22 protein-coding genes and 1 riboswitch are annotated in these 24,596 nt (G+C 46.6%); of the genes, 9 read left to right on the top strand and 13 right to left on the bottom strand.

Going from position 1 to position 24,596, the window contains the following annotated elements:
- Positions 1–4: 4 nt before the first annotated feature.
- Genes IE181_RS07705 through IE181_RS07695 form a run of 3 tightly spaced genes read right to left on the bottom strand, consistent with a single transcriptional unit; the run spans position 5 to position 6,799 of the window.
- Complete coding sequence (locus tag IE181_RS07705) at positions 5–3,751, bottom strand: nitrate reductase subunit alpha (protein ID WP_191251669.1); 3,747 nt, start codon at positions 3,749–3,751, stop codon at positions 5–7.
- 21 nt (positions 3,752–3,772) lie between these two features.
- Entirely contained in the window at positions 3,773–5,425 is a 1,653-nt protein-coding gene (locus IE181_RS07700; RefSeq protein WP_229819255.1) for an MFS transporter, read from the bottom strand.
- A gap of 57 nt (positions 5,426–5,482) precedes the next feature.
- Positions 5,483–6,799, bottom strand: coding sequence for an MFS transporter (locus IE181_RS07695; protein ID WP_373308360.1), 1,317 nt, complete (start codon positions 6,797–6,799; stop codon positions 5,483–5,485).
- A 262-nt stretch (positions 6,800–7,061) separates the two neighbouring features.
- Between IE181_RS07695 and IE181_RS07690 the strand changes: the two genes are divergently transcribed.
- The 5 genes from IE181_RS07690 (at position 7,062) to IE181_RS07670 (ending at position 12,046) form a co-directional block, all read left to right on the top strand.
- The gene (locus tag IE181_RS07690; protein WP_191251665.1) at positions 7,062–8,594 is read left to right on the top strand and encodes a nitrate- and nitrite sensing domain-containing protein; all 1,533 of its coding nucleotides are present in this window, start codon (positions 7,062–7,064) and stop codon (positions 8,592–8,594) included.
- Between the two features lie 74 nt (positions 8,595–8,668).
- Positions 8,669–8,831: riboswitch (molybdenum cofactor riboswitch) on the top strand.
- On the top strand, positions 8,823–9,803 hold the full coding sequence (gene moaA / locus IE181_RS07685; protein WP_191251663.1) for a GTP 3',8-cyclase MoaA: 981 nt from the start codon (positions 8,823–8,825) through the stop codon (positions 9,801–9,803). Its footprint overlaps the riboswitch before it by 9 nt.
- A 29-nt stretch (positions 9,804–9,832) precedes the next feature.
- Positions 9,833–11,062, top strand: coding sequence for a molybdopterin molybdotransferase MoeA (locus IE181_RS07680; RefSeq protein WP_191251660.1), 1,230 nt, complete (start codon positions 9,833–9,835; stop codon positions 11,060–11,062).
- Positions 11,063–11,071: 9 nt separating this feature from the next.
- A complete protein-coding gene (moaB, locus tag IE181_RS07675) occupies positions 11,072–11,602 on the top strand; it encodes a molybdenum cofactor biosynthesis protein B (protein ID WP_191251658.1) in 531 nt (176 codons plus the stop codon).
- A 252-nt stretch (positions 11,603–11,854) separates the two neighbouring features.
- On the top strand, positions 11,855–12,046 hold the full coding sequence (locus IE181_RS07670; RefSeq protein ID WP_191254113.1) for a tyrosine-type recombinase/integrase: 192 nt from the start codon (positions 11,855–11,857) through the stop codon (positions 12,044–12,046).
- A 374-nt stretch (positions 12,047–12,420) separates the two neighbouring features.
- Here the strand turns inward: IE181_RS07670 and IE181_RS07665 are convergent, their stop codons facing one another.
- The 10 genes from IE181_RS07665 to IE181_RS07620 all read right to left on the bottom strand — a co-directional run bounded on the left by IE181_RS07665 (position 12,421) and on the right by IE181_RS07620 (position 20,514).
- Positions 12,421–12,684, bottom strand: a complete 264-nt coding sequence (locus IE181_RS07665) for a hypothetical protein (RefSeq protein ID WP_191251656.1) — start codon at positions 12,682–12,684, stop codon at positions 12,421–12,423.
- 6 nt (positions 12,685–12,690) lie between these two features.
- A complete protein-coding gene (locus IE181_RS07660; protein WP_191251655.1) occupies positions 12,691–12,978 on the bottom strand; it encodes a hypothetical protein in 288 nt (95 codons plus the stop codon).
- A gap of 27 nt (positions 12,979–13,005) precedes the next feature.
- Positions 13,006–13,608, bottom strand: coding sequence for an RHS repeat-associated core domain-containing protein (locus IE181_RS07655; protein WP_191251653.1), 603 nt, complete (start codon positions 13,606–13,608; stop codon positions 13,006–13,008).
- Positions 13,595–14,050, bottom strand: a complete 456-nt coding sequence (locus tag IE181_RS07650; protein WP_191251650.1) for a hypothetical protein — start codon at positions 14,048–14,050, stop codon at positions 13,595–13,597. Before IE181_RS07650 ends, IE181_RS07655 begins: the two co-directional genes overlap by 14 nt.
- 535 nt (positions 14,051–14,585) lie before the next feature.
- Positions 14,586–16,235 carry a M28 family metallopeptidase gene (locus IE181_RS07645; RefSeq protein ID WP_191251648.1) on the bottom strand — a complete coding sequence of 550 codons (1,650 nt, stop codon included), beginning with the start codon at positions 16,233–16,235 and terminating at the stop codon, positions 14,586–14,588.
- Positions 16,236–16,340: 105 nt separating this feature from the next.
- Positions 16,341–17,537: a helix-turn-helix domain-containing protein gene (locus IE181_RS07640; protein WP_191251646.1), complete on the bottom strand. Its 1,197-nt coding sequence runs from the start codon at positions 17,535–17,537 to the stop codon at positions 16,341–16,343.
- Between the two features lie 450 nt (positions 17,538–17,987).
- Positions 17,988–18,578, bottom strand: a complete 591-nt coding sequence (locus IE181_RS07635) for a TetR/AcrR family transcriptional regulator (protein WP_191251644.1) — start codon at positions 18,576–18,578, stop codon at positions 17,988–17,990.
- Between the two features lie 6 nt (positions 18,579–18,584).
- Complete coding sequence (locus IE181_RS07630; RefSeq protein ID WP_191251642.1) at positions 18,585–19,376, bottom strand: NnrU family protein; 792 nt, start codon at positions 19,374–19,376, stop codon at positions 18,585–18,587.
- A 708-nt stretch (positions 19,377–20,084) separates the two neighbouring features.
- Positions 20,085–20,336 carry a hypothetical protein gene (locus IE181_RS07625; RefSeq protein ID WP_191251640.1) on the bottom strand — a complete coding sequence of 84 codons (252 nt, stop codon included), beginning with the start codon at positions 20,334–20,336 and terminating at the stop codon, positions 20,085–20,087.
- A gap of 37 nt (positions 20,337–20,373) precedes the next feature.
- Positions 20,374–20,514 (bottom strand): hypothetical protein, encoded by a 141-nt coding sequence (locus tag IE181_RS07620; RefSeq protein WP_191251638.1) that lies wholly within the window; start codon positions 20,512–20,514, stop codon positions 20,374–20,376.
- Positions 20,515–21,822: 1,308 nt separating this feature from the next.
- Here IE181_RS07620 and IE181_RS14615 point away from each other — a divergent pair.
- From IE181_RS14615 to IE181_RS07605, 4 genes are all read left to right on the top strand, one after another.
- The gene (locus IE181_RS14615; protein ID WP_229819252.1) at positions 21,823–22,062 is read left to right on the top strand and encodes a hypothetical protein; all 240 of its coding nucleotides are present in this window, start codon (positions 21,823–21,825) and stop codon (positions 22,060–22,062) included.
- Positions 22,063–22,089: 27 nt separating this feature from the next.
- Positions 22,090–22,464, top strand: coding sequence for a tyrosine-type recombinase/integrase (locus tag IE181_RS14610; protein WP_229819251.1), 375 nt, complete (start codon positions 22,090–22,092; stop codon positions 22,462–22,464).
- A 783-nt stretch (positions 22,465–23,247) separates the two neighbouring features.
- Entirely contained in the window at positions 23,248–23,748 is a 501-nt protein-coding gene (locus IE181_RS07610) for a MerR family transcriptional regulator (RefSeq protein WP_191251636.1), read from the top strand.
- A 10-nt stretch (positions 23,749–23,758) separates the two neighbouring features.
- On the top strand, positions 23,759–24,229 hold the full coding sequence (locus IE181_RS07605) for a hypothetical protein (protein ID WP_191251634.1): 471 nt from the start codon (positions 23,759–23,761) through the stop codon (positions 24,227–24,229).
- Positions 24,230–24,596: the final 367 nt, after the last annotated feature.

Below are 24,596 nucleotides of genomic sequence, written 5' to 3'. Positions count from 1 at the left end.
TCTCCTATTCTGCTGCTTCGCTTTGGTGGTTTTCATCCCCAAAGTCGACATTTTCCAGTTTACGCACCATGACGAACTCATCCCGGTTTGACCCAACGGTTCCGTAGTAATTGAAGCCGTATGAAAGCTGGGCATAGCCGCCAATCATGTGGGTTGGCTTGACAACTGCACGGGTAACAGAATTATGGATACCGCCCCTGCCGCCAGTTGTGTCGGACTTGGGTGTATTGATGATTTTTTCCTGCGCGTGATACATCATGGTCATGCCTTCAGGAACACGCTGGGAAACCACCGCCCGTGCCACGATTGCACCGTTGGCATTATAAAGTTCGATCCAGTCATTATCTTCCACATCGATCTTTTTCGCGTCCACTTCTGACATCCACACAACTGGGCCACCCCGGTTCAAGGTCAGCATCAGAAGGTTATCGGAATAAGTAGAGTGGATGCCCCATTTCTGGTGTGGGGTGATCCAGTTCAGCGCCACCTCTTTCTTGCCTTCGCCAAGGCTGGCAACAGGCTTGACTGTTTTGGTGTTCACTGGCCCTTTGTAGACACAGAGTGTTTCCCCAAAATCACGCATCCATTCATGATCCTGATAGAAATGCTGACGCCCTGTAAGAGTACGCCACGGGATCAGTTCGTGGGTGTTGGTATAGCCCGCGTTGTAGCTTACATGCTCATCCTCAAGCCCGGACCATGTCGGCGAAGAAATAATCTTCCGTGGCTGCGCCTGAATATCGCGGAAACGGATTTTTTCTTCCTGTTTCGGACGGGCAAGATGGGTATGGTCACGCCCTGTCTGCTGACCAAGGGCGCCCCATGCCTTGACTGCCACATGCCCGTTAGTTTCAGGCGCAAGCGAGAGAACGACCTCCGTGGCATCAATGTCGGTTACAATTTTTGGTCGACCGGCATTGGCACCCTCTGTGTGGCTGCCGTTCAGCTTGCCAAGGAATTCAACTTCTTCATTGGTTTTCCAGTTAATGCCCTTGCCGCCATTACCCATCTTTTCAAGGAGCGGACCAACAGACGTGAAACGGGCATAGGTGTTAGGATAATCCCGTTCAACTGTGATCAGCGATGGCATTGTCTTGCCGGGAACTGGGTCACATTCACCCTTTTTCCAGTCCTGAACGCCCAGGGGCTGAGCCAGTTCAGCCGGTGTGTCATGCAGGATCGGCAGGGTTACAACGTCTTTTTCTACTCCCAAATGACCAAGGCATAGTTCAGAGAATTTCTCTGCAATGCCTTTATATATATCCCAATCACTACGGCTTTCCCAGGCCGGGTCAACGGCTCGTGACAGTGGGTGGATAAACGGATGCATATCTGACGTATTCAGATCGTTCTTTTCGTACCATGTAGCAGACGGCAGAACGATATCACTGTACACACAGGTAGTAGACATACGGAAGTCAAGCGTGACGACCAGATCAAGCTTACCTTCCGGTGCTTCATCATGCCAAACCACTTCATTGGGTTTTTGTGTGCCGTCGGTTGCACCCAGATCTTTGCCAAGCAAGCCATGCTGGGTACCCAAAAGGTGTTTCAGCATATATTCGTGCCCCTTGCCGCTTGAACCCAAAAGGTTTGACCGCCATACAAAGAGATTACGTGGGAAGTTCTGCGGATTGTCCGGGTCTTCGCAGGCAAAGCCAAGGTTGCCGGATTTCAGCTCGTCTACAACAAAATCAGCTTCAGATTTTCCGGCAGCTTCAGCATCACGGGCAATCGTTAGCGGGTTGCGGTTAAGCTGCGGTGCAGATGGTAGCCAGCCCATCCGTTCAGACCGCACATTGCAGTCGATCAGGCTGTACTCTTTCCACTTTTCCTTATCAGCTGTTGGTGACAGGATTTCATCCACGCCCAGTTTTTCATACCGCCACTGGTCTGAGTGGTTATAGAAAAAGCTGGTGGAGTTCATATGCCGGGGGGGGCGTGACCAATCCAAACCAAATGCGAGTGGCTGCCAGCCGGTTTGCGGACGGAGTTTTTCCTGCCCCACATAGTGGGCCCAGCCACCGCCGGACTTACCTATACAGCCACACATGATCAACAGATTCATAATCCCACGGTAGATCATGTCCATATGATACCAGTGGTTAATAGCCGCTCCTAGAATGACCATAGACCGACCATGTGTTTTATCTGCGTTATCCGCAAACTCACGGGCTACCTTGATCACCTTATCTGCTGCCACTCCGGTGATTTTTTCCTGCCATGCAGGGGTATAAGGAATGTCCTCGTCCAGGCTTTTGGCAACATTGCTACCACCAAGGCCGCGATCTATGCCGTAGTTTGCAACAAGAAGGTCGAAAACAGTGGCGACTACCATTTCCTCGCCTGCAGCGGTTTTGATTTTGCGGACAGGCACATTACGGTCAAGGATACCGTCATGGTCGGTATGCTTGAAGATTGGTTGGTCGTTTTCAAGGTTACCAAAATACGGGAAACCTACTGAAACAACTGCATCATGTTTTTCTGCGAGGCTAGTTTCGGGCCAGATCTCAGACCCGTCAGCCGCATTTTTAAGCTCAAGGTTCCATTTGGCACTACCATCCCAGCGGGAGCCAATAGTACCGTTCGGCACTTTTACCTCGCCTGTATTGGCATCAAACAAAACTGGTTTCCAGTCCGCATTCTTTTCTTCGCCAAGATTACCTTCAAGGTCACTGGCGCGGAGCGTCCGGCCCTGTACATAACGATCGCCTTGTTTTTCAAGGCACACTAGGAAGGGCATGTCGGTATATTGGCGGCAGTAGTCATCAAAATAGTCCGACTTGCCGGCCAAATGGAATTCTTTGAGGATCACATGGCCCATCGCCATTGCAAGGGCACTGTCTGTACCCTGTCGTGGGTTGAGCCACAGGTCAGTCAGCTTCGCAACCTCTGAATAATCAGGGGTAACTGAAACGGTTTTAGTGCCTTTGTAACGAACTTCCGTAAAGAAATGGGCATCCGGTGTCCGGGTTTGCGGCACGTTTGACCCCCATGCCATGATGTACCCTGAATTATACCAATCGGCACTTTCAGGCACGTCCGTCTGCTCGCCCCATGTTTGCGGAGAACTAGGCGGAAGGTCACAATACCAGTCATAAAAACTCATACAGGTACCCCCTATCAACGACAGATACCGTGAGCCCGCAGCGTAGGAAATCATGGACATGGCAGGAATTGGGGAGAAACCAATGATACGGTCAGGGCCATACTGTTTGGCAGTATAGATGTTGGCTGCTGCAATGATTTCGTTTACCTCATCCCAGTCAGCACGGACAAAACCGCCAAGGCCGCGAACCTTTTTATAAGTCGTCGCCTTTTCCTTGTCTGAGCAAATGCTCGCCCATGCATCTACAGGGTCAGAATGATCCGCCTTTGCCTGACGCCAAAGATTGATCAGACGCGCACGCACCATGGGGTATTTGAGCCTGGATGCACTGTATAGGTACCAGCTATAACTGGCACCGCGCGCACATCCTCTTGGTTCGTGGTTCGGGAGATCCGGCCGGGTTCTTGGGTAATCCGTTTGCTGGGTTTCCCATGTTACCAGGCCGTTTTTCACATAAATTTTCCAGGAACAGGAGCCCGTGCAGTTCACCCCGTGGGTAGAGCGCACAACTTTATCATGCGCCCAGCGTCCACGGTAGGCATGCTCCCAGTCCCTGCTTTCGTCAGTGGTGATGCCGTGCCCGTCCGCAAAGGTTTCGGGGCTAGCCTTGAAATAGTTCAGTCTATCTAAGAAATTGCTCATTAGAGATCTCCAGTTAATGCCTTACGGGTTTTTCACGTAAGCGTTTTTGCGGAGGTAGAACCACCAGTTGATCAGGATGCAAACGCCGTAGAAAATGGCGAAGCCGTACAGCGCATATTCTGGTGTTGTTGCTTTGATCTGTTCCCCGAATACTTTAGGGATGATGAAAGCACCGTAAGCTGCAACAGCAGACGTCCAGCCAAGCACGGGGCCCGCCTGTTCTTTGTTAAAGACAATCGCAATGGTACGGAAAGTAGAGCCGTTACCGATACCGGTCGCAGCGAACAAAATAATGAACAGAATTAGGAACGGATAGAAGAACTGCTCAGGCGCTGCAGAGGCATAGGCTGCTTTCATGAAATAGGCCACACCAAGCGCAGAGCCAACCATGACCACAGAAATGATCTGGGTCACATAGGCACCACCCCATTTATCCGCCATTTTACCACCAATTGGACGGATAAGCGCACCAATGAACGGCCCCATCCAGGCGAACATCAAGGCACTTGGGCCATTTGGGTTCACAGTATTATGGGTCATCACACCGTCAACAAGCAGGTGCTGGAAACCAAAAATCACCTTGATCGCAAGCGCAAGTGCTGCTGAGTAACCAATGAAGCTACCAAATGTCATGGTATAGATGATAGTCATCGCCCATGTGTGCTTGTTGTTGAAGATCTTATATTGACGCTTCAGGTTGGTATTCACCTTGCCCGGGATCAATTTTAGCAGGAACAAAGTAAGGGCAATAACGATCGGCAAGACAATCCATTTGGAAAGTTCAATACCAGACCCACCCACAGCTTCTGGCAGCAACAGCCACAAACCAAACACGGAGGTCAGAAGCCCGATCAAAAGCATGCCTGTGATTTTAGCAAATCCAGAAATAGCACCATCCGCATCAGGTGAAACATGCTCGTCGCGGATATTGTTCATCCCGATCCAGCCTGCAATCACAAGTGGCACGAGAAAGACCACCCAGATAAAGCCAGCATTCTGGATGAATGTTTCAGTCCCTGCGGGGATTTTACCTATCAGCGTGCCGGAGGTGTTCTGAAGTGTCATGCTGTCACCGCCAAAGAGACCAAAAGTCATAACAAGAGGCACCAGAATCTGCATGGTAGTCACACCAAAATTGCCAAGCCCTGCATTCATACCAAGCGCATAGCCTTGGATTTTCTTAGGATAAAAGAAGCTGATATTTGACATGGATGATGCAAAGTTACCACCACCAAAGCCGCTGAGGAGTGCCAATAACTGAAATTGCCACAGTGGTGTATCAGGGCTTTGCAGTGCATAACCGGCCCCAAGCGCTGGCAGGATCAGCAGGGCAGTCGTGAAGAAGATCGTATAACGCCCCCCTGCCAACCGGATAAAGAAGGAGCTAGGGATACGAAGGGTTGCACCGGATAGGCCAGCGATCGCAGTCAGTGTAAAGAGTTCACTTTGTGCAAATGGGAACCCAAGGTTCATCATCTGCACAGTGATGATTCCCCAGTAAAGCCATACAGCAAAGCCGCACAAAAGGCTGGGTATCGAAATCCAAAGGTTACGTGTGGCAATTTTCTTACCTACACTTTCCCACTGGGCCTCATTATCCGGGTCCCAGCCTCTTAGGTCACCGCTCGTTTGGGAAACAGCTGAACCCATGTTGTCTTTTGTAATGTCAGACATAAGTTTTCTCCTGAACAGTCACCGGGCGAAGCCTCTCGCCCAGCACTGTTATTGGCCCTAGTCGTGCAGGGCTTCCAGTTCCGGCAAATTGCGGGGGCCGCGAAGTGCCGGTGTACGTTTCTTTTCAAGGTTAAGGATGGCGAAGTGCATCCATGTCAGGGCAATCCCGATGATGATTGTGAGCAGCATGAAGCAGCTTGTCCAAACGCCGATAACATCATTCATGTAGCCAAAGACGATAGGTAGAAAAAAGCCACCTAGGCCACCAATCAGCCCAACGATACCGCCTACCGATCCAACATGATCAGGGTAATAAACCGGGATATGTTTATACACCGCCGCCTTACCAAGCGACATAAAGAACCCAAGCACCACCGTCAGGAAGACGAAGAGCTCAAGTGGAATAGTCAAGTTGAAACTGATCGGCCCATTGATGCCTGCTACTGTATAATCCGTTGCTGGGTAAGACATAAAGAAAGTACAAACAACGGAAGCTATAAAGGTCCAGTACATAACTGTCCGTGCGCCATACTTGTCTGACAGCCAGCCCCCCAACGCCCGGAAAATTGAACCCGGCAAGGCATAGGCTGCCGCCAGCATTCCCGCTGTTTGCAGCTCAAGACCATAGGCGCCAACATAGTAGCGAGGCAACCAAAGAGCCAACGCAACAAAGCCGCCAAAGACGAAGAAATAATAGAGCGCAAACCGCCATACCTGAAGATTTTTCAGGGGCTCCATTTGCTCCATAAATGACGCGTGCTTCTGGCCAGTTTGTTTTCTGGCAGCTGTCGCAGGGTCGTCCTTTGTAAAGAGAAAGAACAGAACAGCAGTGATAGCAAGAACTATTGAGTAAATCTGAGCCACACCCTGCCAAGAACCACCGACAGCGATCAAAAGGAATGGCGCACCAAAGTTGGTGACAGCCGCTCCTACGTTACCCATACCAAAAATGCCTAAGGCTGTGCCCTGCTTTTCTTTTTCATACCATTTGGAAACATATGCAATACCAACAGCAAAACTGCCGCCCGCCAGACCGACTCCAAGAGCCGCAACCAGGAACATTTCGTAAGTTGTCACCATGGTAAGCAAATAGGCAGCGAGCGCGGTTACCAGCATTTGTACGGTATAAACAACGCGCCCACCATATTGGTCTGTCCAGACCCCCAAGAAGATGCGGCTAAGCGACCCCGTCAAAACAGGTGTTGCCACGAGGATACCAAACTGCGTATCACTCAGACCCAAATCGGCCTTGATCTTGATGCCGATGATTGAAAAAATAGTCCATACGGCAAAGCATACAGTGAATGCCAGTGTGCTTGCCCCCAGGGCCGTATTCTGTGCGCCTCTTGAAACGCCTTGACTAAGCATAGCCATCTCCTCTGAATATTTGCTGTGTGTAAAATGCAAGAAGATGACGTAAGGCTGTTTGACCAAGGTCAAGTGATCAGAAAGCCGATGGAATCCTCCCTTTACCTCCCCGGAAAACTTTAGGTTTTCAGCGATTTTGACAATTTCACCTTCGCCACCTGGACATATTGACGCAGGACCAGAGTGCTGTAAAATACGATGCGCGAATAAGGACCCTCATAATTACGATATGATAACAATTGTAAAACTTCTGCATTCTCTTGGGGATGTGATACATCGCTTACAACAGGAGAGGGGAAGTGCTGTCCTCTTTCTGGATAGCCGTGGGAAAATATTCTCTAAACGACTGCAAAAACAACAAGTTATAACAGACACGGCTGTTTCTGAGTTACTGGTCGTTATGGAAAACGCCTATAATATTGACCTTGTATCAAACTATGCATGTACGCGTCTTGCTGATCTGAAGCGAAGACTCAATGGGCTTGATGTCTTACGCGATCAGGTTAAAACATTTCAACCTACCTATACGCAGGCGATTAATTCCTACACGTTTGAGTTTAACGCACCCATTTTGGAAACCATGGTTGCGATTGCACAGGGTTGTCCTAAATTTGTGTCCCCTCTTGTCACCGCTTTCAGTAATTTCATTCAGTGGAAAGACCGAATTGGTCGAGAAAGAGCATTGGGATCGCGGGGTTTTTTCACCTATGCGTATAGAAACCCTGAATTCTGTGATCGCATGATATCCTTGATGGCAGAGCAGGAAACCTATTTAAACAGCTTTATGGCTGTTGCGTCTCCACGACAGATTTCCATCGTACAAAATATTGTTACAAGCAAAAGGATGCAATCTGTTGAGGAAGTTCGTGATCTTCTGAAGGCCAATTCCCCGACTGCCAAAATCGAGGAGTATTCCGGCGAACAGTGGTTCACGATGACAACAGAGGTTATTGATGAACTAAGGGAAGCCGAAATTGAGCTTGTTAAAGGGTTGTATGGTCCCGAAGGTGAAGCTGACTTTTCCCCAAAGCTATTAAGCGAGCATGACGAAAAAAGTAGTCTTTTCCCTTACCTCAGGTCCCTAACTTTATTCTCAACGCTTTCAGATCAAGAACTAATGGAACTTTCCGGTTTTGCCACCGTAAAAACCTATAATAAAGGCAAGCTTTTATTCCTACAGGGCGAACCTGCTTCCCGCATCTATATTGTGATCAGTGGCTGGGTGAAAGTCTATAATGGGCTTGAAACTGGTGAAGAAACAATTCTGCAGATGCTAACAGGTGGAGATACCTTGCTCGAGGCAGCAGTCTTTCTGAACACCTCTGCCCCTGTTAATGCTCAAATCGTTGAGGATGCGGTCCTTATGTCCATTCCTGCACCTGTTATCCGGCAAAGGGTGCAAAGCAATAACAAGCTCGCCCTGAGCATGTTGAATAATGTATCTTTGAAATCTCAGATGCTGATTTACCAGATCGAACAGAATAGACTGAAATCTGCCCGTGAAAGAGTGGGCTGGTTCCTGCTACGCTTGATGATCAATCAGGATCCGGATGACGGTGTCATTCACCTGCCATATGATAAATCCATCATTGCATCTTACCTGAATATGCGGCCAGAAACCTTTTCTCGCGCATTAAAAAAGATGCGTGCCGAGGGGTTTGAAGTACAGAATGAAACAATCACCATTCCCAAAGGCAAGACTCTTTGTGAATTCTGCGATAGCTATGTCGCCAATGACTGCAAACGTGCCGGTCAGCCCGACTGTCCGCACCCTGACTTTGTAGAAATTGACCTGCTGTAGGCCCTAAGAATGCTAAAAACATGTGCGACTTGACCATGGTCAAGTCTGTCATCATGCATGCCCCCTATATCTGAACCTGATGAAAACACCGAAACCCTTTTGCCTACGTTGTCCACTGCTGTTTCCCTTGAACAAAGTCAATATGGCATCCGGGTCGCAAGTAGAAACCTTGCCGGGTTGGTGATGGAAACGTGCCAACCTCTCAGCTTTAGAAAGGATTGTTTTCTGATGGGTATGCTTCGTGACAATTATAACCGCACGTTCCCCTATCTGCGGTTATCAGTGACTGAGGTATGTAATTTTCGATGTAGTTACTGCCTGCCAAATGGTTACAAAAAACAGGGTATGAAAAGCTTTTTATCGCTTGAAGAAATTGAAAGACTCATAAGAGCATTTGCCGAACTAGGCGTTAAAAAAGTTCGACTGACGGGTGGAGAACCAACCGTTAGAAATGATCTTGCGGATATCATTTCCATTATTAAAAATACCGTCGGCATTGAAACCGTTGCGATGACTACGAATGGATACAAACTACCTGAGTTCATCGATTCTTATGCCGCAGCCGGGCTGGACGCAATCAACGTCAGCATGGATAGTATGAATAAGCAGAAATTCCATTCGCTTACGGGTCATGACCGGCTTGATGATGTTCTGAAAGGTATCCGAATGGCACGGGACCTTGGCATTCAGAAGCGCAAGATAAACGCTGTCCTTCTTAAAGGAGTGAATGATCTAGAGCTTGAAAATTATCTATCACTAATACGGTCCAGTGATCTTTCTGTCCGATTCATTGAACTGATGCGAACAGGGGATAACCAGGACTATTTCAATCAGTATCACCTGGACCCCGCCGCCCATATTGCAGACCTTCGGCAAAATGGATGGCAGGAAGTCCCTCGTGAAATGACCGACGGGCCTGCGCGTTGCTTTGCCCACCCGGACTATCAAGGCTCCATTGGATTCATCGCCCCCTATTCCCGGGATTTTTGTTCAACTTGTAACCGCCTGCGTGTCTCCGCCACCGGTGGGCTACAGCTCTGCCTATTTGGCGCAGATTACTTCAGCTTGCGAAAATATCTTCAAGATGATCAATCACTGCCTGACATGCAGGAACGTGTGACCTCCCTGTTAGGTATCAAGCCCCTTGCTCATGAATTGCATCAGGGCAACAGTGGCAGAACCGAACAACTTGCCATGATTGGTGGCTAAGCACCTTAGTTCATATTGTGAGATATCCTGTGTATAGTTACGATGAAGCCCTCAATATCATCCTGAACAAAGCGCAACCTCTTCCGCTAGAGATACATACAGTTGAAGATGCCCTTGACTGTATTTTAGCAGCAGACATTACTGCAAATATCAATGTACCTCCCTTTGCCAATTCAGCAATGGACGGGTATGCCTTCAGGGCGTTGGACATAGCGGATGCTTCGCTTGCTAACCCCATAAAGCTACCCATCCAGCAATCAATAGCTGCGGGTGCAGAGCATTCACCCCATGCCCTAAAAGGTGGTACTGCTGCAGAAATCATGACGGGCGCCCCGACACCTGCTGGGGCAGATACGGTCATCCCCGTGGAACGGACTCAACGGGATGAAAGCTTCCTTATTTTTACCGAACCATATCCTACAGGCTGCAATATACGAAGCGCCGGCGAAGATATGAAAATTGGTCAGAGAATCGCAAGAGCTGGGCATCGCATTACCGCTGCTCTTGTCCCTGCCTTATGTTCACTGGGGCGCGGCACAGTTCCTGTTACACCTCGACCCAAAATAGTCTGGTTGTCCACTGGGCAGGAGTTAGTTGATGACTTTTCAGCACCACTGGGTCCAAGTCAGATATATAATAGTTCAGGCCCCTTTGGTGAAAGTATGGCCGCTCCCCTTGGGGCCGATCTTTTATGGCGGCGAACTGTTGCTGACGACGGAACGGGCTTTCAAACTGCACTCAACGAAGCGATGAAAGGACCCGCCGACGTTATTATTTCAACCGGAGCTGTCAGTGTCGGGAAATATGACTTTGTGCGATCCGAACTCACAAAACTTGGTGCTGAAATTTTCCTGCACCGGGCAAAGGTCAAGCCCGGTAAACCAATACTGTTTGCCCGGTTATCAAATGGTAAGTATTTCTTTGGCCTGCCAGGTAATCCAGTCTCAACCGCCATGGGCCTACGAATGTTCGTCTCCCCCTTCCTCAGGGCTCTTTCAGGTCAAGCTACAGAGAAGCCAATAAAGGCCAGACTAACCAATCCCATACAGGCGAGTAAGCGCCTCACCTGTTTCCTGAAAGGTCGAGTGGAATGTTCAGATACAGGCACTCTGGTCGTACACTGCCTTCAAGGGCAGGAAAGCTTTAAGGTTGCGCCAATGGTACAAATGAATTGTTGGATCAAGCACCCAGAAGGTCTTGAAGTCTTAGCCGAAGGTAGTCTTGTAGATTGCATTCCTTTCTTTCCCCTCAACAGCTAGAAGGTCACTATGTCAGACAAGTTCAATGAAGATCGCCCTTTTATAAAAATTGGCATTGCAGTTCTGACGGTCTCAGATACTCGCACTTTTGACACTGACATCAGTGGCAAGATTCTCACCGATTTTGTCACCAGCATGGGCCATAACCTTGTGGACCGTAAAATCGTGATTGATGAAGAAATAAAAATTGCTGATCAATTACATTTGTGGATCGAGCAGGAAGACATTGATGTGATTATCAGTACCGGTGGCACGGGTATTACAGGCAGAGATGTCACGCCGGAAGCGGTCAGGCGGGTCATAGATCTTGAAATACCCGGTTTTGGAGAGCTCTTTCGAATACTGAGTTATCAGAAGATTGGCTCTTCAACTATCCAGTCCCGGGCACTTGCTGGCAAAGCAAAAACAACGCTAATTTTCGCTCTACCCGGTTCAACTGGTGCCTGCAAGGATGCCTGGAACGACATCCTGAAGTATCAGCTCGACAACCGCTTCGGACCCTGTAATTTCATCGAACTCATGCCAAGGCTCGGTGAATAGGCCTAGAGTTTCACCCGCAAATCTGTGGCAACCCCAAGGATTAAAAACGCCATCCACGCCCGTCAGTTTTTTTGATAAAGTACGTGAGAAGTGATCTCGAGCATGTAGTGTATTTACTCTCATATTTAGCGCCAAACTGACTGTTTCCCTGCATAACAACAGCACAAGACCATCAGAGTACCGAGGCTTTTATTGGTTGCAAGAGCATGCATCACTTTTGATTTACCGAGGTAATCCAATGAAACACAAAACATTCACTTCCATGATTTGCGGCACAGCTTTGCATCTCTGGTCGTTAGTCAGGGGCTAAGCCTACCGATGATCGGAAAACTCCTTAGGCATTCGCAGGTTCAGACAACAGCGCGATATGCGCACCTACAGGACACGGCATTACAGCAGGCGAGCATTATGATTGGCTCAGCGATTGCCACAGAGGGGCCGTGAGTAACTTTACAAGAAGTGGTGAACGGTGGGGCAGAGGCCTGTTATCCAATGTGTGCCGCCACACATAGCGCCTAGTGATCGAGGCAGTATCTGCCCCATCCCCACTAAATCACAGCCCCCCTGATAATAACCAAAGTTATGTTGCCGACCTTGTTTTTAAAGGAGAATTTTGAACGAAATTTGCACCTCTTTGCAGTCCGGTGAGTATGAAGATTGATAGTAAATTAGGCTCAGACCACCCCACCATGCGAGGCAAATACCAAGGGGCTCCCGAACCAATCCGTGAGCTAGGCGGCGTGTGAGTGATCAAGTAATGTGTCCCCGGAATTCCTCTATCTCTTGAGAGCACATTGAATTTATCTAATTCAACAAGTTCATTCGTGGGTGTTTATCTTGTCTTTCAAAGGACCTGCCTTCAAACAGGCCACAAGACTATTTATCCATCCAACAAAGAATACGGGAATAGATATGACGACAATTGTTATTTCCCGGCTCGACAGCTGACTCTCAAAGGTTATTCCCAAAACTTCAACCTGACCACCATTCCAGTAAGCAAGACCTAGCATCCAAACATAACCAAAGAATGGCGCTAAAGCCGTCCAAACCAAAAATCTTCTATATGGACTTTTTTCCTGCATCTCAAATCACCTTGATGGATCAAATTCTACTGTGCCTGTTGACCAGCGCTGTAGTGTATTCGCTATCCGCTCACCAATAGTGCGCCCTGTAGCATCCGCAGCTCCAGCTGAGACACGCGTTACGTTTGGCCGAGCTTCACCAATTGGAGTCAGTATAGTCCGAACAGTATTAGTAACACCAACATCCACAACCCCACCCACAACTGGTGCAGCAGGCCCAATTTCTGGAGCAGTCACCAATGTAGTACCAGCACCAGCAATGCCACCAATAGTTTGAGCAACCGTTTCACGCACAGGATTATCTGAGTGCTGATTTAGCCGCTATATTGAAACCAGCAGACCCTTTGCTAAAACCTTTGCTGAATCTGCCGCCCTTTTTCCTCCCTCCTTGAAACCCTCTTTGACAAGGTTGGTCGCCCTTTGTTGTTCTGAAATTGAAGCAGACCCCGCAATTGTAGACCAAAGTGTAGACGCTGCCTCAGTTGGATCAATTTCTAAATCTTCATCTTCTGCAAATTCTTCTGCTAACATCCCTGTCGGATCGGTATTATTAACCGGATCATTGCCCGTATAGCCATAGAGGTTCATATTGTCCTCATAGCCGATCGGGTCGGTTTGTAAGAACCGTCCAAGAGAGGCATGATAGTAGCACGCCCGGTAGTAGTAAAGACCCGTTGCCTCATCATACCGGCGGCCAGTGTAGCGGTACGGCTGGCCATCCGCCTGGGCCGGGACACCGTATTCATCATAAGAATAGACGGTAACCGTGGCCGGTGAAGCCTTATAACCCGCAATGATACTGCCCTGATGATCCTTCAGCAGATATTCACGGCTAGCCACCTGTTCAACAATGCCGGTTCCTGTTGTAACATACTGATAGTAGGCAACCCGGTCATCAAAACCACTGCCCTCATCTGCGGTCACCGTTCCGCTTATCTACCGTCAGCATATTAGTCTCAGCTTGAGAACTGCCTGGATTTCTGTTCGAAAGCGGGAAAGCAACTGTGATCAGGGTTGGGATGATAAATCCCCTTAGGTAGGACAGTCCAGATCGCGACGCCAAAAACTCCGGAGGCTGCGGCCCGAAATGAACCAGATATTGAGTGACCACCAACGCTGTAATACTGAACCACATCCCCCAAATGGCCAAACGTTTGCCGGTCGCGACCAACACCAGACTACATACGATCATAACCCGAATAAAGGATTGTACATGCATCATAGGAGAAGACACAGTGGTGCCCCCACTAAAATAGGTCTCAACCATCAAATTCAAATGATATATGATTAACAGACCTGCAAGTAGTGCGATTATGCTACGTCTGATTTTTACAGAGAGAGTGTTTGTTATAGTAGGTCTGATCATTATCGAACGCCTCCAAGCGCTTCAAATCTTCTGATAGCGAACTATTGAGATTACCGGTTATTAGGCACAAGCTTGTGTGCCCGTACAATCATGTGTAAGGAAACTAGTCTCAAACGATTTTGATTTTATTGGAATATATATTCTAAAATATGTTTGTCAATATTGCAGCTCGTCTGGGAGGCATTGTATATGGCCTCCTTGAAGCAGGGGAACAACGTCTTCTAGACTATCTATCTTCCTAACCCTCTAACTTACTGAGAAGTTATGTCAACAATTCTGAGGTTTTATTCACCATTGTTTTCATTAAGTTAAATAAACATAACCTTATAGATTTATTTGTTCCGTATTTATGCGGATGCCATCAAAGTGCTACAAAATGGTGATACATTTTCGAAATCAGTGTTTGGTGCCATCAGTAAAAATCCGAACAATCGGTATGTTATTTAGTGATACTTAGCTCGCAAAATTTGACCTATATTGAGGAGTTAATATCTCCCAAGTAAAAAAGATACTTGGGAGACCGCTATTAGTATGGTCATTTGGAAAACAGTCGTCCAAAGTTGCTGTCCGTACGCCAACGGGGGCGAGAAGGGCTGTTGCCCAGAATAGTGCCAATGGAAAAGGCCACCTTTACAAAATTTGCCCCGGCCGAATAATCGATTGGAAGCGAGGCTTCATCTGTTGGTTGATGATAATGCCTTTTTAAGAACATTCCAAAAAGATCATGACCGTTGATGGATGGATCTCTTGAAGCAAAGCCGGGCGATAAATGTACAGACGGCAAACCCATTTTTACAAATGAGTAGTGATCACTTCGTGTAAATAGTGAAAGTTCGGGCATTGGGTCAGGGCTTAGTTTGAGGCCAAGAGGTTCTAAGGCCGCTTCAAGTGAATCGGAGATTGTTGAATGCTGCCCCCCAAATGCTACGATATCGGCAAAGGGGTACATAATGAGCGGCATATCAATGTTTAAATTGGCAACCATGGACTGAAGAGGGACAGTCGGGAATCTGGCAAAATAGTCAGAGCCCAACAGTCCTGCCTCTTCCGCCGTGACCGCAACAAAAAGAATGGAGCGTTTTGGCTTTGCAAGATTGCTGAATCGTCTAGCCGTCTCCAGCATTATGGCTATTCCAGCGGCGTTATCGAGAGCCCCATTATAAACTGCACCATCAGCATCGACCCCTAAATGGTCTAGATGAGATGTAAAAACTATATATTCATTCATCAGAGTTGGATCACTCCCCTCAACAAGCCCGACAACATTTGAACTAGTTACTTTTTCGTGAGAGCTTTTGCGCTTAAGCGATACTTCAATACCCAAATCAAAGCCGGCTGGAATATGACCTCTGGCCATTGTTTCAAATGTGTCGTCCAAAATATGGCCGGCGGATTTGAATAATTTGCGACCTGCATCGACAGTGATGTATGCCAATCCCTTCAGTTCAGGATAATCTTCTGAGACAATTCCTGATTGTGATTTCCACCGCAGAAGCGGTTTCGAAGCGAATAGACGATATCGCTGATATGTGTTTGTTTTCTGTTCAGCTGGTGTGTCAACGAAAATCACCCCTTTGGCACCCTGCCTAACAGCCAGTCGGACTTTTTCTCCGATGCTACTTACATGTGCGCCAAAATCATTTGCGAGCGCTGCAGGGCGACCGCCTAAAATTACAACAATTTTATCTTGAACATTCAGACCAGCATAGTCATCCAGATGTAACTCCTTAGACACAATACCATACCCGACAAACACCAACTCCCCGCGTACATTATCTTGTTGAGATATAGCACTCGGAAGCATGAAAAAGTCATCTTGGTACGTCAGATGAGATTGCTCGTTCTCTTCATGTATTGTGAACTGAACTGAACCCGGATTAAGTTTGCTTCTAATAAAAGGGACAGACTGAAACCAGGATGAGTTATCTCCTGCAGGGCGCATGCCGAATTGTTCGAAATGACTAGCAACATAATTTGCAGCGATTTCATATTCCGCTGTGCCAGTATCCCGACCTTTCAGATTGTCACTTGAGAGAAACGTCAGATGTGCCCGCAATTGGGCTTCTTCTATAGGGATGGTATGGAGTGTGTGGTTCTTGTCCGAGAGAGGTTGCGATATAGCTACAGGAGTCGCTGTCAGTATCAGGCAGATTAGCCCCAGTAAGCGATTATTAGATGCCGTCACAATGATGGTCCTTTCAATAGTTTAGAAATATTGACGACTATATGACGATGGAAAACAGTCAGGCGACCGAACCGGACGAACCGGACATTTTTCTGCGCACCTTTCTTAAAGGTTCTGTATTTTTTTCTGACTGGTCTGATGTGGTTCTTGATTATTTGGCAGAGCGCCAAAGTTGTCACTTTTACGATAGGTTGAAGGAGAGGTTTTTTGATGCTTTTTAAATGCTGCTGAAAAGGTGGATCTTGAGTTGAAGCCAACAGCAAAAGCAATATCAATTGTCCCCATATCTGTAGTTTTTAAGAGATTACATGCCTCGGCTATCCGGCAACTATTTACAAAGTCATAGAAATTTTGACCAATCTCGTCGCGGAGGGTTTCTGAGATGTGATGCGTGGAAATGTTCAGGATATCGCTTAGTTTTCTTAACGTCAGATCTGGATCCCGGTATGAATGCTCCTCCTGCATCGCAGCTCTAAGCTTTTTGCCAATCCTTGACCGCTGTTCATGGGAAAGAGAAGATCTAACGCGAGCGCGAATTTCAGGCTCTTGAACTCTCGACGATTGAGGCGCAGCAACCGAGTCAAATACAACTCGTTGATTGAGCGCAAGCAAGCTGAATGGCACGAGCCAAAGCATATGTACTAACCAGCCGTAATCATCAGCCAAGCCCAAAAAGTCAAAAACTCCCAACACCCAGAGTGCGACTAACAACAAAAGATAATTCCGCAACCAATTCAGCGTACGGTTTTCCAGATTTGAAAACAGATTTCGAATCCGTGTGCTATGTTCCCTTAACCGATTGATCGATAGCGTTAAATACAAGCCCATTTGTGTCACAAATAGAGCAGAAGACACCCATGACAACTGAAGAAGCAGTTCTGAAATGCTGCTTGTACCCTCTGAACCAGCCCCAATTTGAAGAAGCTTGATATCACCCGGCAACAAAGTGAAAGGTAGCTTGAGCAGTATAATAGTCAAAGCAAAACACAAGTGCCACCGAGGCTGATGCCGAATACGCCACGGAGAGGGAGATGTAAGCGACAATACATAAAAATAAAGGCTTGGGGCGAGGATGGGAATGAGGAGTGTGATCCAATTTATTAACCAGGGATATCGCACATATACGCCGGCGGTAGTCAGAAACAAGCTAATGTACCAGCACGCGAGCATCACAAACACCAAAGCAAGAAATGGCTGGAATTTGACACCTTCCCCTCGTCTGGAAAATAAGTACAATGCCATAAAAACGGCATGAAACCCTAGTGATGCAAATGCAAGATTCTTGATATCTATGCTTTCCATAAGTGCCTGCAAGTCCTTATAGCGCGCTAATAATTATATCCAACATCAGAACATTCGTCTCAGTTTGGGCACTTTATAATGTGAGTGTTTAGTTTATCATTTTTTAATAGTATGCCGCTTGTTGTTGATGTTGCAAGCGACGGATTTTGACAGTGTTATGTTTGATCCTTTCTCTTCGTTTCAAGATGGTTTCTCCCCTTCCGAAGTAAACGTCACCCGATGTCATAATATTTAGGCCCTCTTGGTGACAGATCCGAACGTTCCAATGCCATTTCAAGGATATTGCATTGTATCTTCGTGACAATATGGTTCAACACTTTGATGGAACGAGAGGGCTTATCCTTGCATCACTACGGTGAAACATAACACTCACATATTCACAACAATTCTGCGCTATAAGATCCTGATCGAGAACAAGCAGTATGCACATTAGGAACTGACATGAAGGGGCTAGTTCCTGTCTGTTTGGTCTTCTTTTTGATTGACAGCCATCGCTGCGTGACATGCGGCTACCACATGTGCATCAGCAGATTTTGGAACTTTGTGCGCTGGAAGATATAGTCTGACTACAGCAAGTGGATAGTGCACCCAGGCCAGATAGCAATTGTCTATCGGTACGCCTGAGGATCTGGAATATTTCCTTAAGAGAGCCGCCATTTCTTCATTTCGAGCATCACACTCTACAAGCAAAGACTGATTTGTTTCATGCCCAATGAACTGGGCGCGGCTACAACAAGCAAGAATAATAGCTCTTCCATGATGTTCCCTGCAAAATTTCGGCGTTACAAGTGCGACTGCTTCGCTATCAACGGTCTCTGCATCACCAATGGTGGCTAGAAAGAGCCGCTGAAAAGCTGACAACGCATCAACCCAGGCATGAGCAAGCAACCCCTCTCTCGATCCATAGTGATGATAAATCGAACCCGTCGAAACACCTGTCTTCTTGACCAAAGCCGGGATCGACAGTGAACCATCCATTGCGAGCGTCTCTCCAACAGCTGCAAACAATCCTGCTTCATCTAATATCGAACGTCGCCCCATCTCCTGTCACCTATTCTTTGCCGCAGATTTCAAGATGCCCGTAACCACCCCAATGGTTCCGTACACGAGAATGAACCCAAGAAATGTGGCTCCATTGCCCACGGTCCAAATATCATGAAGAGCGCCAAAAAGAAAAGAGGCAACAAGCAAAGCTATCAACAGCATAGGTATATCTCGTGCAGTCAACCTTGAATCCTGCTCCGCCAATCTTTGAAATGGCAGCACAGAGCTACGTTCTATGAATACTTCATAAGTTGCCGCCCAGCGCTTTTGCAGCTTTTTGTCCTGAAGATAGATACCAACCAATGATAGAAAAGCGAGACAAGCGAAAGAGACTGCAATAGCAAGGGTGCTTGCCAGAAAAACATGACTGGTTGAGACAAATGCCAGCCCTACAAAAAATGGATGTCGGGTTATACGAGCTATCCCAGTTGGTTTTGGTAGCGCGGTTTTGAGATCGGGGTTCTTCATACGCTGGGCCAGAATGGCTATAGCCGATGTCGGATAACTGATCAAACCGGCAACCAGCAGAAAGGCACCAAACACTGACACTGCACGCAATACTGTCAACCACGTTTGGTCAGAAACTTGAAAGCCTGCAGGCCCCTCATGTCCGAAAAAGGCCAGCGCAAAAATGACGGTGCCAAGTGTCAATATGGTCACAAAGAGATATATGAGCGTAAATGCGAAGCGGCCATACCTAGCGGTTATCTTCTCCCGCAACCTTGAAGAGCTCATGCCCAAATGAGCACCAATGAACACTAGCCAAGGCGTAACAACAATCAAAAGCGGTTTCATAAGCTTTCCTTCGCATAATAACAAGACCATATTAGAATATTAATTCTAATATGGTCAAGACGTATCGAATGCAACCATACAGTGAATCAATGAAAAGGAGACTTAAGCTTGCGTTATCAGAAAACTTAAGGAGATAGAATGGCTGGGATACGTCACGTTACCCCGCGTTATGTACAGGTATATATGTATAGGTACCTATATGGCCTGAACTTTCTTACGTATACGTTTCGTGGAGAATTTCGCTCTCATATCTCTGTATATTTGTCGAGCAACAGAACGATACTTACTACAGAGATATATGCATGAAAGACATGATATAGCCTTGCGAAGCTGGTCTGGTGCGCAGCCCCCGTTCAGGAATCATTCTAATTCCGGGGACAGTATACTATTTATCATCACTGACAGTCTTCTTGGGGTGCCCCGGCCGCAGGGCGGCGAGGCATCTGCACTCTTGCTTTTCCAGTTGTTCACCCAGGCATGAGGTAATACCCCTACACCTCAGTACCAGCTTTTTGAAAACCTCAGAAACTAACGCCAGAAAGTCTGAATACCCCCTATCCTGCAGAAAGGCTTCCATAGGCGTGCCCTACGCTTTGTCACGTGATGCGCGTGCCCCGAAGCCGTCAATATTGCTATACGTACCATAACAAAAAAGTAAGTAACCAACCCTTAAACGGCAATAATCGTACACTGTCCTTGGAATTTTGTCTAAAATCCAATGTCATCTAGTAATTTTTGTTGCTCATCTTTAGGTAATTCTCTCAATTCATCTAATGACACTCCATATTTTTTGTACAATGCCCGACGGAAAACAACATGTGCTCCCCCCATTGAAAGCAAAAAAGCGCTCGTACTAGCAATGCCAATTACTAATACGACTTCAGTAATCGAAATATCAGTTATATCACTAATATAAGAGAAAGAGGGGACAAGAGAAACTCCGGCAAAAACTCCTCCCATTTTTTAATCTTTGACGAAAAATAATCTTTTCCCATATTTAATCTTCTTTTTCTTTTATCTCTGAGGTTTCCTCTACTTTCGGCAACTTTTCTGCAGCTTTCAAACTAACGCTAACCAAATTGTCTAAAGCTTTGCCTCTTGTAGCAGTAGCAGCCGTCTCTGCATCGTTACCTACCACGTCTTCTGCAACTGCCGTCGCACCTATGGCGGTTACAGATTTTCCTTTTAGACCAAGATTAGCAACTTTTGCTACTTTAACAACAATCCCGACCCCTGTGGCACCAGCAGCCGCACCTTTTAACCCCTGTGTGAAAATCGCCCCAAAATCGACACCGCGCCCACATGGACCCTATGGTTCCGCTATACCCAGCGGGCACACAGAAAGCTCACCATAGAACAGTATACGATTGACCTGCGAGCCGATTATCCTGAGCTAAATGGCACGCCCTGAGCCGAGCGAACGCGCCCCAAATAGCACCGTAATGCGCGATGGGCGGGAGCTAACAATTAGGTGCTATTCCCTTCACACTCCCGAGAAAGCTTTCCAACCAAAAACTTAATGAAAATCAAAAGGATAAGGAAGTAAATCATTGCCGCCAATAATGCTAACCCTGTATCGCCAGCAGTGCCATCTAAGAGGCGCTGTTTATCTAAGAATGGAACCAACGCAAGAAATATAGCCATGGTCAAGGAAAGACCATAGCCAACCCATGACTCAAGCAATATATTTTTTTGTAGAGAAGGATCGCAAATCTAACAATCAAGGCCTTGGAAGTAAAAAATAGAAAACCGCTAGCTTGGTACATAGTATAAAAGGAATGCAGCAATATCGTAATTGAGATCGCAATTATAAGCGCAATTAGCCAAAACTTCCTCATTCCTATTCCACCTTCGTACATTTGTCAGAATTATTCGCGATGGCATCATGATTTGACCTCCTCACCATCTTATTTGCAATAGGATTGATTGGGTTCCATCTAGCCTGCTGCCAAGCGCTTCCTTCACTTCGTTGCGGGTTTTATTGTCTTTATTCTGGGTGGGGTCGGTTTGCAGGTCACGAAGCGCAGCGCAGTAGACGCGCAGAGCGCAGCGACGCCGTCAAACCGTCCCAAGGGAGGCATGATAGTAGCGCGCCCAGTGGTAGTAAAGACACAATCTATTATCGATACTAGCGCTGCAGGTAATAAAACTTCCTTAGCCTCTCAAACGATAAAAACCCTTCCTGTGTAGACTGAAAGGGTCTGAGGATTTACGAGGGCAAATCAAGTTGGTTGCGGGAGTAGGATTAGTCTCGCCACTCCGTGTCTCGTCAGCTTCGCAAAGAGCCTTTGGTAAAACAAGGCTTTGGCCTGTTTTACGAGGTGTAAAATCCTATCTTCCAGTAACAAAGTTAAAGGACATTACAAAAGCTAATATCCTTAAACTGCATGAAAAACATGGGGATATTCCTTACCAGGCTAACCGCACACGCGGCGTTCTTTCCAAAATGTTTAACTATGCCGAAGACCTGGAACTTAGACCCGACAACAGCAATCCGGTATTGAAAGTCAAGCCCTACCCTGAGAAGAAGCGGGATCGGTATCTATCACCGGAAGAACTGAAAGCACTAGGGAAGACCCTAAAGTCATGTGAAGAGACGGGAACCGAAAGCCCCTATATGATTGCAGCTATTAAGCTTCTTATCCTGACAGGATGCCGCCTTGGTGAAATCCAGACCCTGAAGTGAGACTATATACGCGGCAATGCCTTCTTCTTGCCTGACAGTAAGACAGGCGCGAAGAAAGTCTTTGTAGGCCAGCCAGCCCTGGACGTATTAGCGACTATAGAACGCCTAGAGGGCAACCCTTACGTGATATGCGGCTCCAAAGAAGGCCAGTATTTGACAGACTTTCAAAAGCCGTGGCGGCGCATACGGGAAAAGGCAGGCTTGGACAAAGTACGAATTCACGATTTGCGCCATACCTATGCGTCTGTGGCTGTAAACAGCAAAGAAAGCCTACAAATGACAGGCAAGCTTCTTGGCCACAGCAACACTACAACGACTGAACGCTATGCCCACCTTGCAGATGATCCTGCACACCAGGCAGCGGACAGAGTATCGGGGCTGATTCAAAATTCATTGAACTAGATATTTTTCCCGCTAAGGTTACCTATTACTTCTTTTTTTGGGGGGGAGCATGAATAAAACGGTGACGGCATTTCTTTTATCTCCGATCGTGCCGGTGATAATATTTGTTGGATACAACGCATATGAAGAAATTGCATCGACCGTTTACCCCTTTAATCTGGACCGCCTCATAAACTTAACATGGGCCTTCAGCTTCATAGCTGCCTTAGTGTCCTAAGCATGAGCTTTCATTTTTGGGGTTCCCTTATTTTTATGGCTCCGTTCAAGAAACTTGCTAAATATTTGGTCCACAACTCTATGCGCGTTCTCCGTTGGCTGCCTTATAGCCTACATTGCTTTTATTTTGCCCTATCACCCTCCTTTCGTGTCAGATGGTGACACATATATACTGAGAATGGGTAGTTGCTTGGCGATTGAAGATGGCATGCTAACATATTGCGGGCTGATACAACGAACGGCGCTAACAATTTACGCCGGTTTATACGGTGTTTCAGCTGGCCTTGCCTTCTGGTTGATCTATAGACCGAGTAAAAGGCAAGAACTTAAACAGGAATAGTTGAGACAAGCCCCATACAGGTATTTCACCAAAGGCCAATTTAGCTTGCGTCCAACAAATTATGAACTAAATTTTTTGCCTAGTTTATAAAGAATAAAAAATTAATTCCGAGCCATCCCACCCCCTCGAATTCCATCATATTAACATTTTTAATATTTTTTAATTGTGATTTTCGCATTTTTAATATAGATAAATTATCTATATGGTAATTTCGTGAGAATTTATTGATGGACCCTTGGTTTAAAAATGTCTGCAACTCTCTAGAAGCCCAACATGGTTATGGCTGGAAAAACAAACTGGCAAATATCGTAGGGGTAAGCCCAAGCAACGTTCAAAGCTGGATCAAGGCCGGAAAGGTTCCCCCTGCAGTTGCAACCGCTATTAAGCAACATGAGGACATTGAGAGGCTGACCAGCGAACTTGCGCATTATAGGAATGTTTCTTCACATGTGAATTTCAACCAAAGCTCTGACCTTCCTTACGAGATATTAGAACGCAAAGAAGAATTCCTAGTTAAATGTGCCTCGTTCAAGGCATTTGAAGACGCAAAAAAATGGCAGCTTTTAGAGAAACTTACATTTGAGACATTTGGAGCAATAGATGCTTTAGAGGACACCGATTATGATAGTGGAGACGGTGAATTCGGAGATACTCACGATCCAATATTCCTAAAGCACATAGAAAACCTTAAAAAGCTCAAGAGTATTTTCTTACTTCCAACACAATAGGAGACTTGAAATGGCGAATGAAGTTGGCAGATCAAATGCGGGATTAGTCAAAAGGTTGTTATTGGAAGGACGAAATGGGCAGGATATCGCCTTGTTATTAGGTGTGAATTCAAGAGCAATATCGACTATAAAGAAGGGAGACGATTATAAAGGCATTGTTCCCGACGCCACTCACAATATTACCTCAGAAGTGTTTGAACTCTCAAAACTAGATTTCTACAAGGCTATTGGCCCAGAGAAAACTAAGGAAATACATAGAAACAAGTTTGGAAGCTTGAAGCGCGTTGAAGTGTCCTCCCCCAGCACCAAAATTAGCGATGGAGTGACTGATACTGTCATTGATAATGTATTTGGCATGCTAGATGCGTTGGACGAAACAGATTACTCAGGGACCGGGGGCGTAGACGGAGATACCAAAGATCCTGTTTTTCTTAAGCACTTGAATGCTCTTCGGGCATTACGCAAAAAATATTATACTTGATTGAATTTCGATGTAATCAAGAAGATGGTAGCTTAATAAAATTCTGTCCGTCGTCAGAACACTTGTCACAGATTGAGCGCATTATGAAGTGAGTTTTTGGCTCATCATTTTTTTGATACGTTGCCGCTTGTCGCTGATGTTGCAAGCGCCGTTGCTTGATAGGCTTTAAACCATAATCCGCATCTAAAAATCTCTATAATCGCATGTAACCCCCGTTTTATTGTGTGCCTACGGCTTTATTCACTCCCCATTGCGTCACCCTAAACCGAAAAGAAGCAAATATAAACAACACTCCTTTGCATCAAACCTCCAGACTGCTAGAGCTAAAAGCCTGTAGCAATCAGAGACTTGGGGGATACTACGATGG

Source organism: Kordiimonas sediminis (assembly GCF_014656395.1).
Taxonomy (GTDB): Bacteria; Pseudomonadota; Alphaproteobacteria; order Sphingomonadales; family Kordiimonadaceae; genus Kordiimonas_A; species Kordiimonas_A sediminis.
Note: the sequence above shows the minus strand (reverse complement) of the source record. Positions and strands in the feature narration are given on the sequence as shown.

What these genes read in the sequence shown, in the direction of transcription:
- IE181_RS07695 (WP_373308360.1), bottom strand. Translation starts at nt 6,799, where the DNA reads ATGGCTATGCTTAGTCAAGGCGTTTCAAGAGGCGCACAGAATACGGCC.
- IE181_RS07610 (WP_191251636.1), top strand. Translation starts at nt 23,248, where the DNA reads ATGGACCCTTGGTTTAAAAATGTCTGCAACTCTCTAGAAGCCCAACAT.
- IE181_RS07630 (WP_191251642.1), bottom strand. Translation starts at nt 19,376, where the DNA reads ATGAAACCGCTTTTGATTGTTGTTACGCCTTGGCTAGTGTTCATTGGT.
- IE181_RS07665 (WP_191251656.1), bottom strand. Translation starts at nt 12,684, where the DNA reads ATGCAGGAAAAAAGTCCATATAGAAGATTTTTGGTTTGGACGGCTTTA.
- IE181_RS14615 (WP_229819252.1), top strand. Translation starts at nt 21,823, where the DNA reads ATGTTTAACTATGCCGAAGACCTGGAACTTAGACCCGACAACAGCAAT.
- IE181_RS07605 (WP_191251634.1), top strand. Translation starts at nt 23,759, where the DNA reads ATGGCGAATGAAGTTGGCAGATCAAATGCGGGATTAGTCAAAAGGTTG.
- IE181_RS07650 (WP_191251650.1), bottom strand. Translation starts at nt 14,050, where the DNA reads ATGATCAGACCTACTATAACAAACACTCTCTCTGTAAAAATCAGACGT.
- IE181_RS07625 (WP_191251640.1), bottom strand. Translation starts at nt 20,336, where the DNA reads ATGGGAGGAGTTTTTGCCGGAGTTTCTCTTGTCCCCTCTTTCTCTTAT.
- IE181_RS07705 (WP_191251669.1), bottom strand. Translation starts at nt 3,751, where the DNA reads ATGAGCAATTTCTTAGATAGACTGAACTATTTCAAGGCTAGCCCCGAA.
- moaB (WP_191251658.1), top strand. Translation starts at nt 11,072, where the DNA reads ATGTCAGACAAGTTCAATGAAGATCGCCCTTTTATAAAAATTGGCATT.
- moaA (WP_191251663.1), top strand. Translation starts at nt 8,823, where the DNA reads ATGGGTATGCTTCGTGACAATTATAACCGCACGTTCCCCTATCTGCGG.
- IE181_RS07700 (WP_229819255.1), bottom strand. Translation starts at nt 5,425, where the DNA reads ATGTCTGACATTACAAAAGACAACATGGGTTCAGCTGTTTCCCAAACG.
- IE181_RS07635 (WP_191251644.1), bottom strand. Translation starts at nt 18,578, where the DNA reads ATGGGGCGACGTTCGATATTAGATGAAGCAGGATTGTTTGCAGCTGTT.
- IE181_RS07640 (WP_191251646.1), bottom strand. Translation starts at nt 17,537, where the DNA reads ATGGAAAGCATAGATATCAAGAATCTTGCATTTGCATCACTAGGGTTT.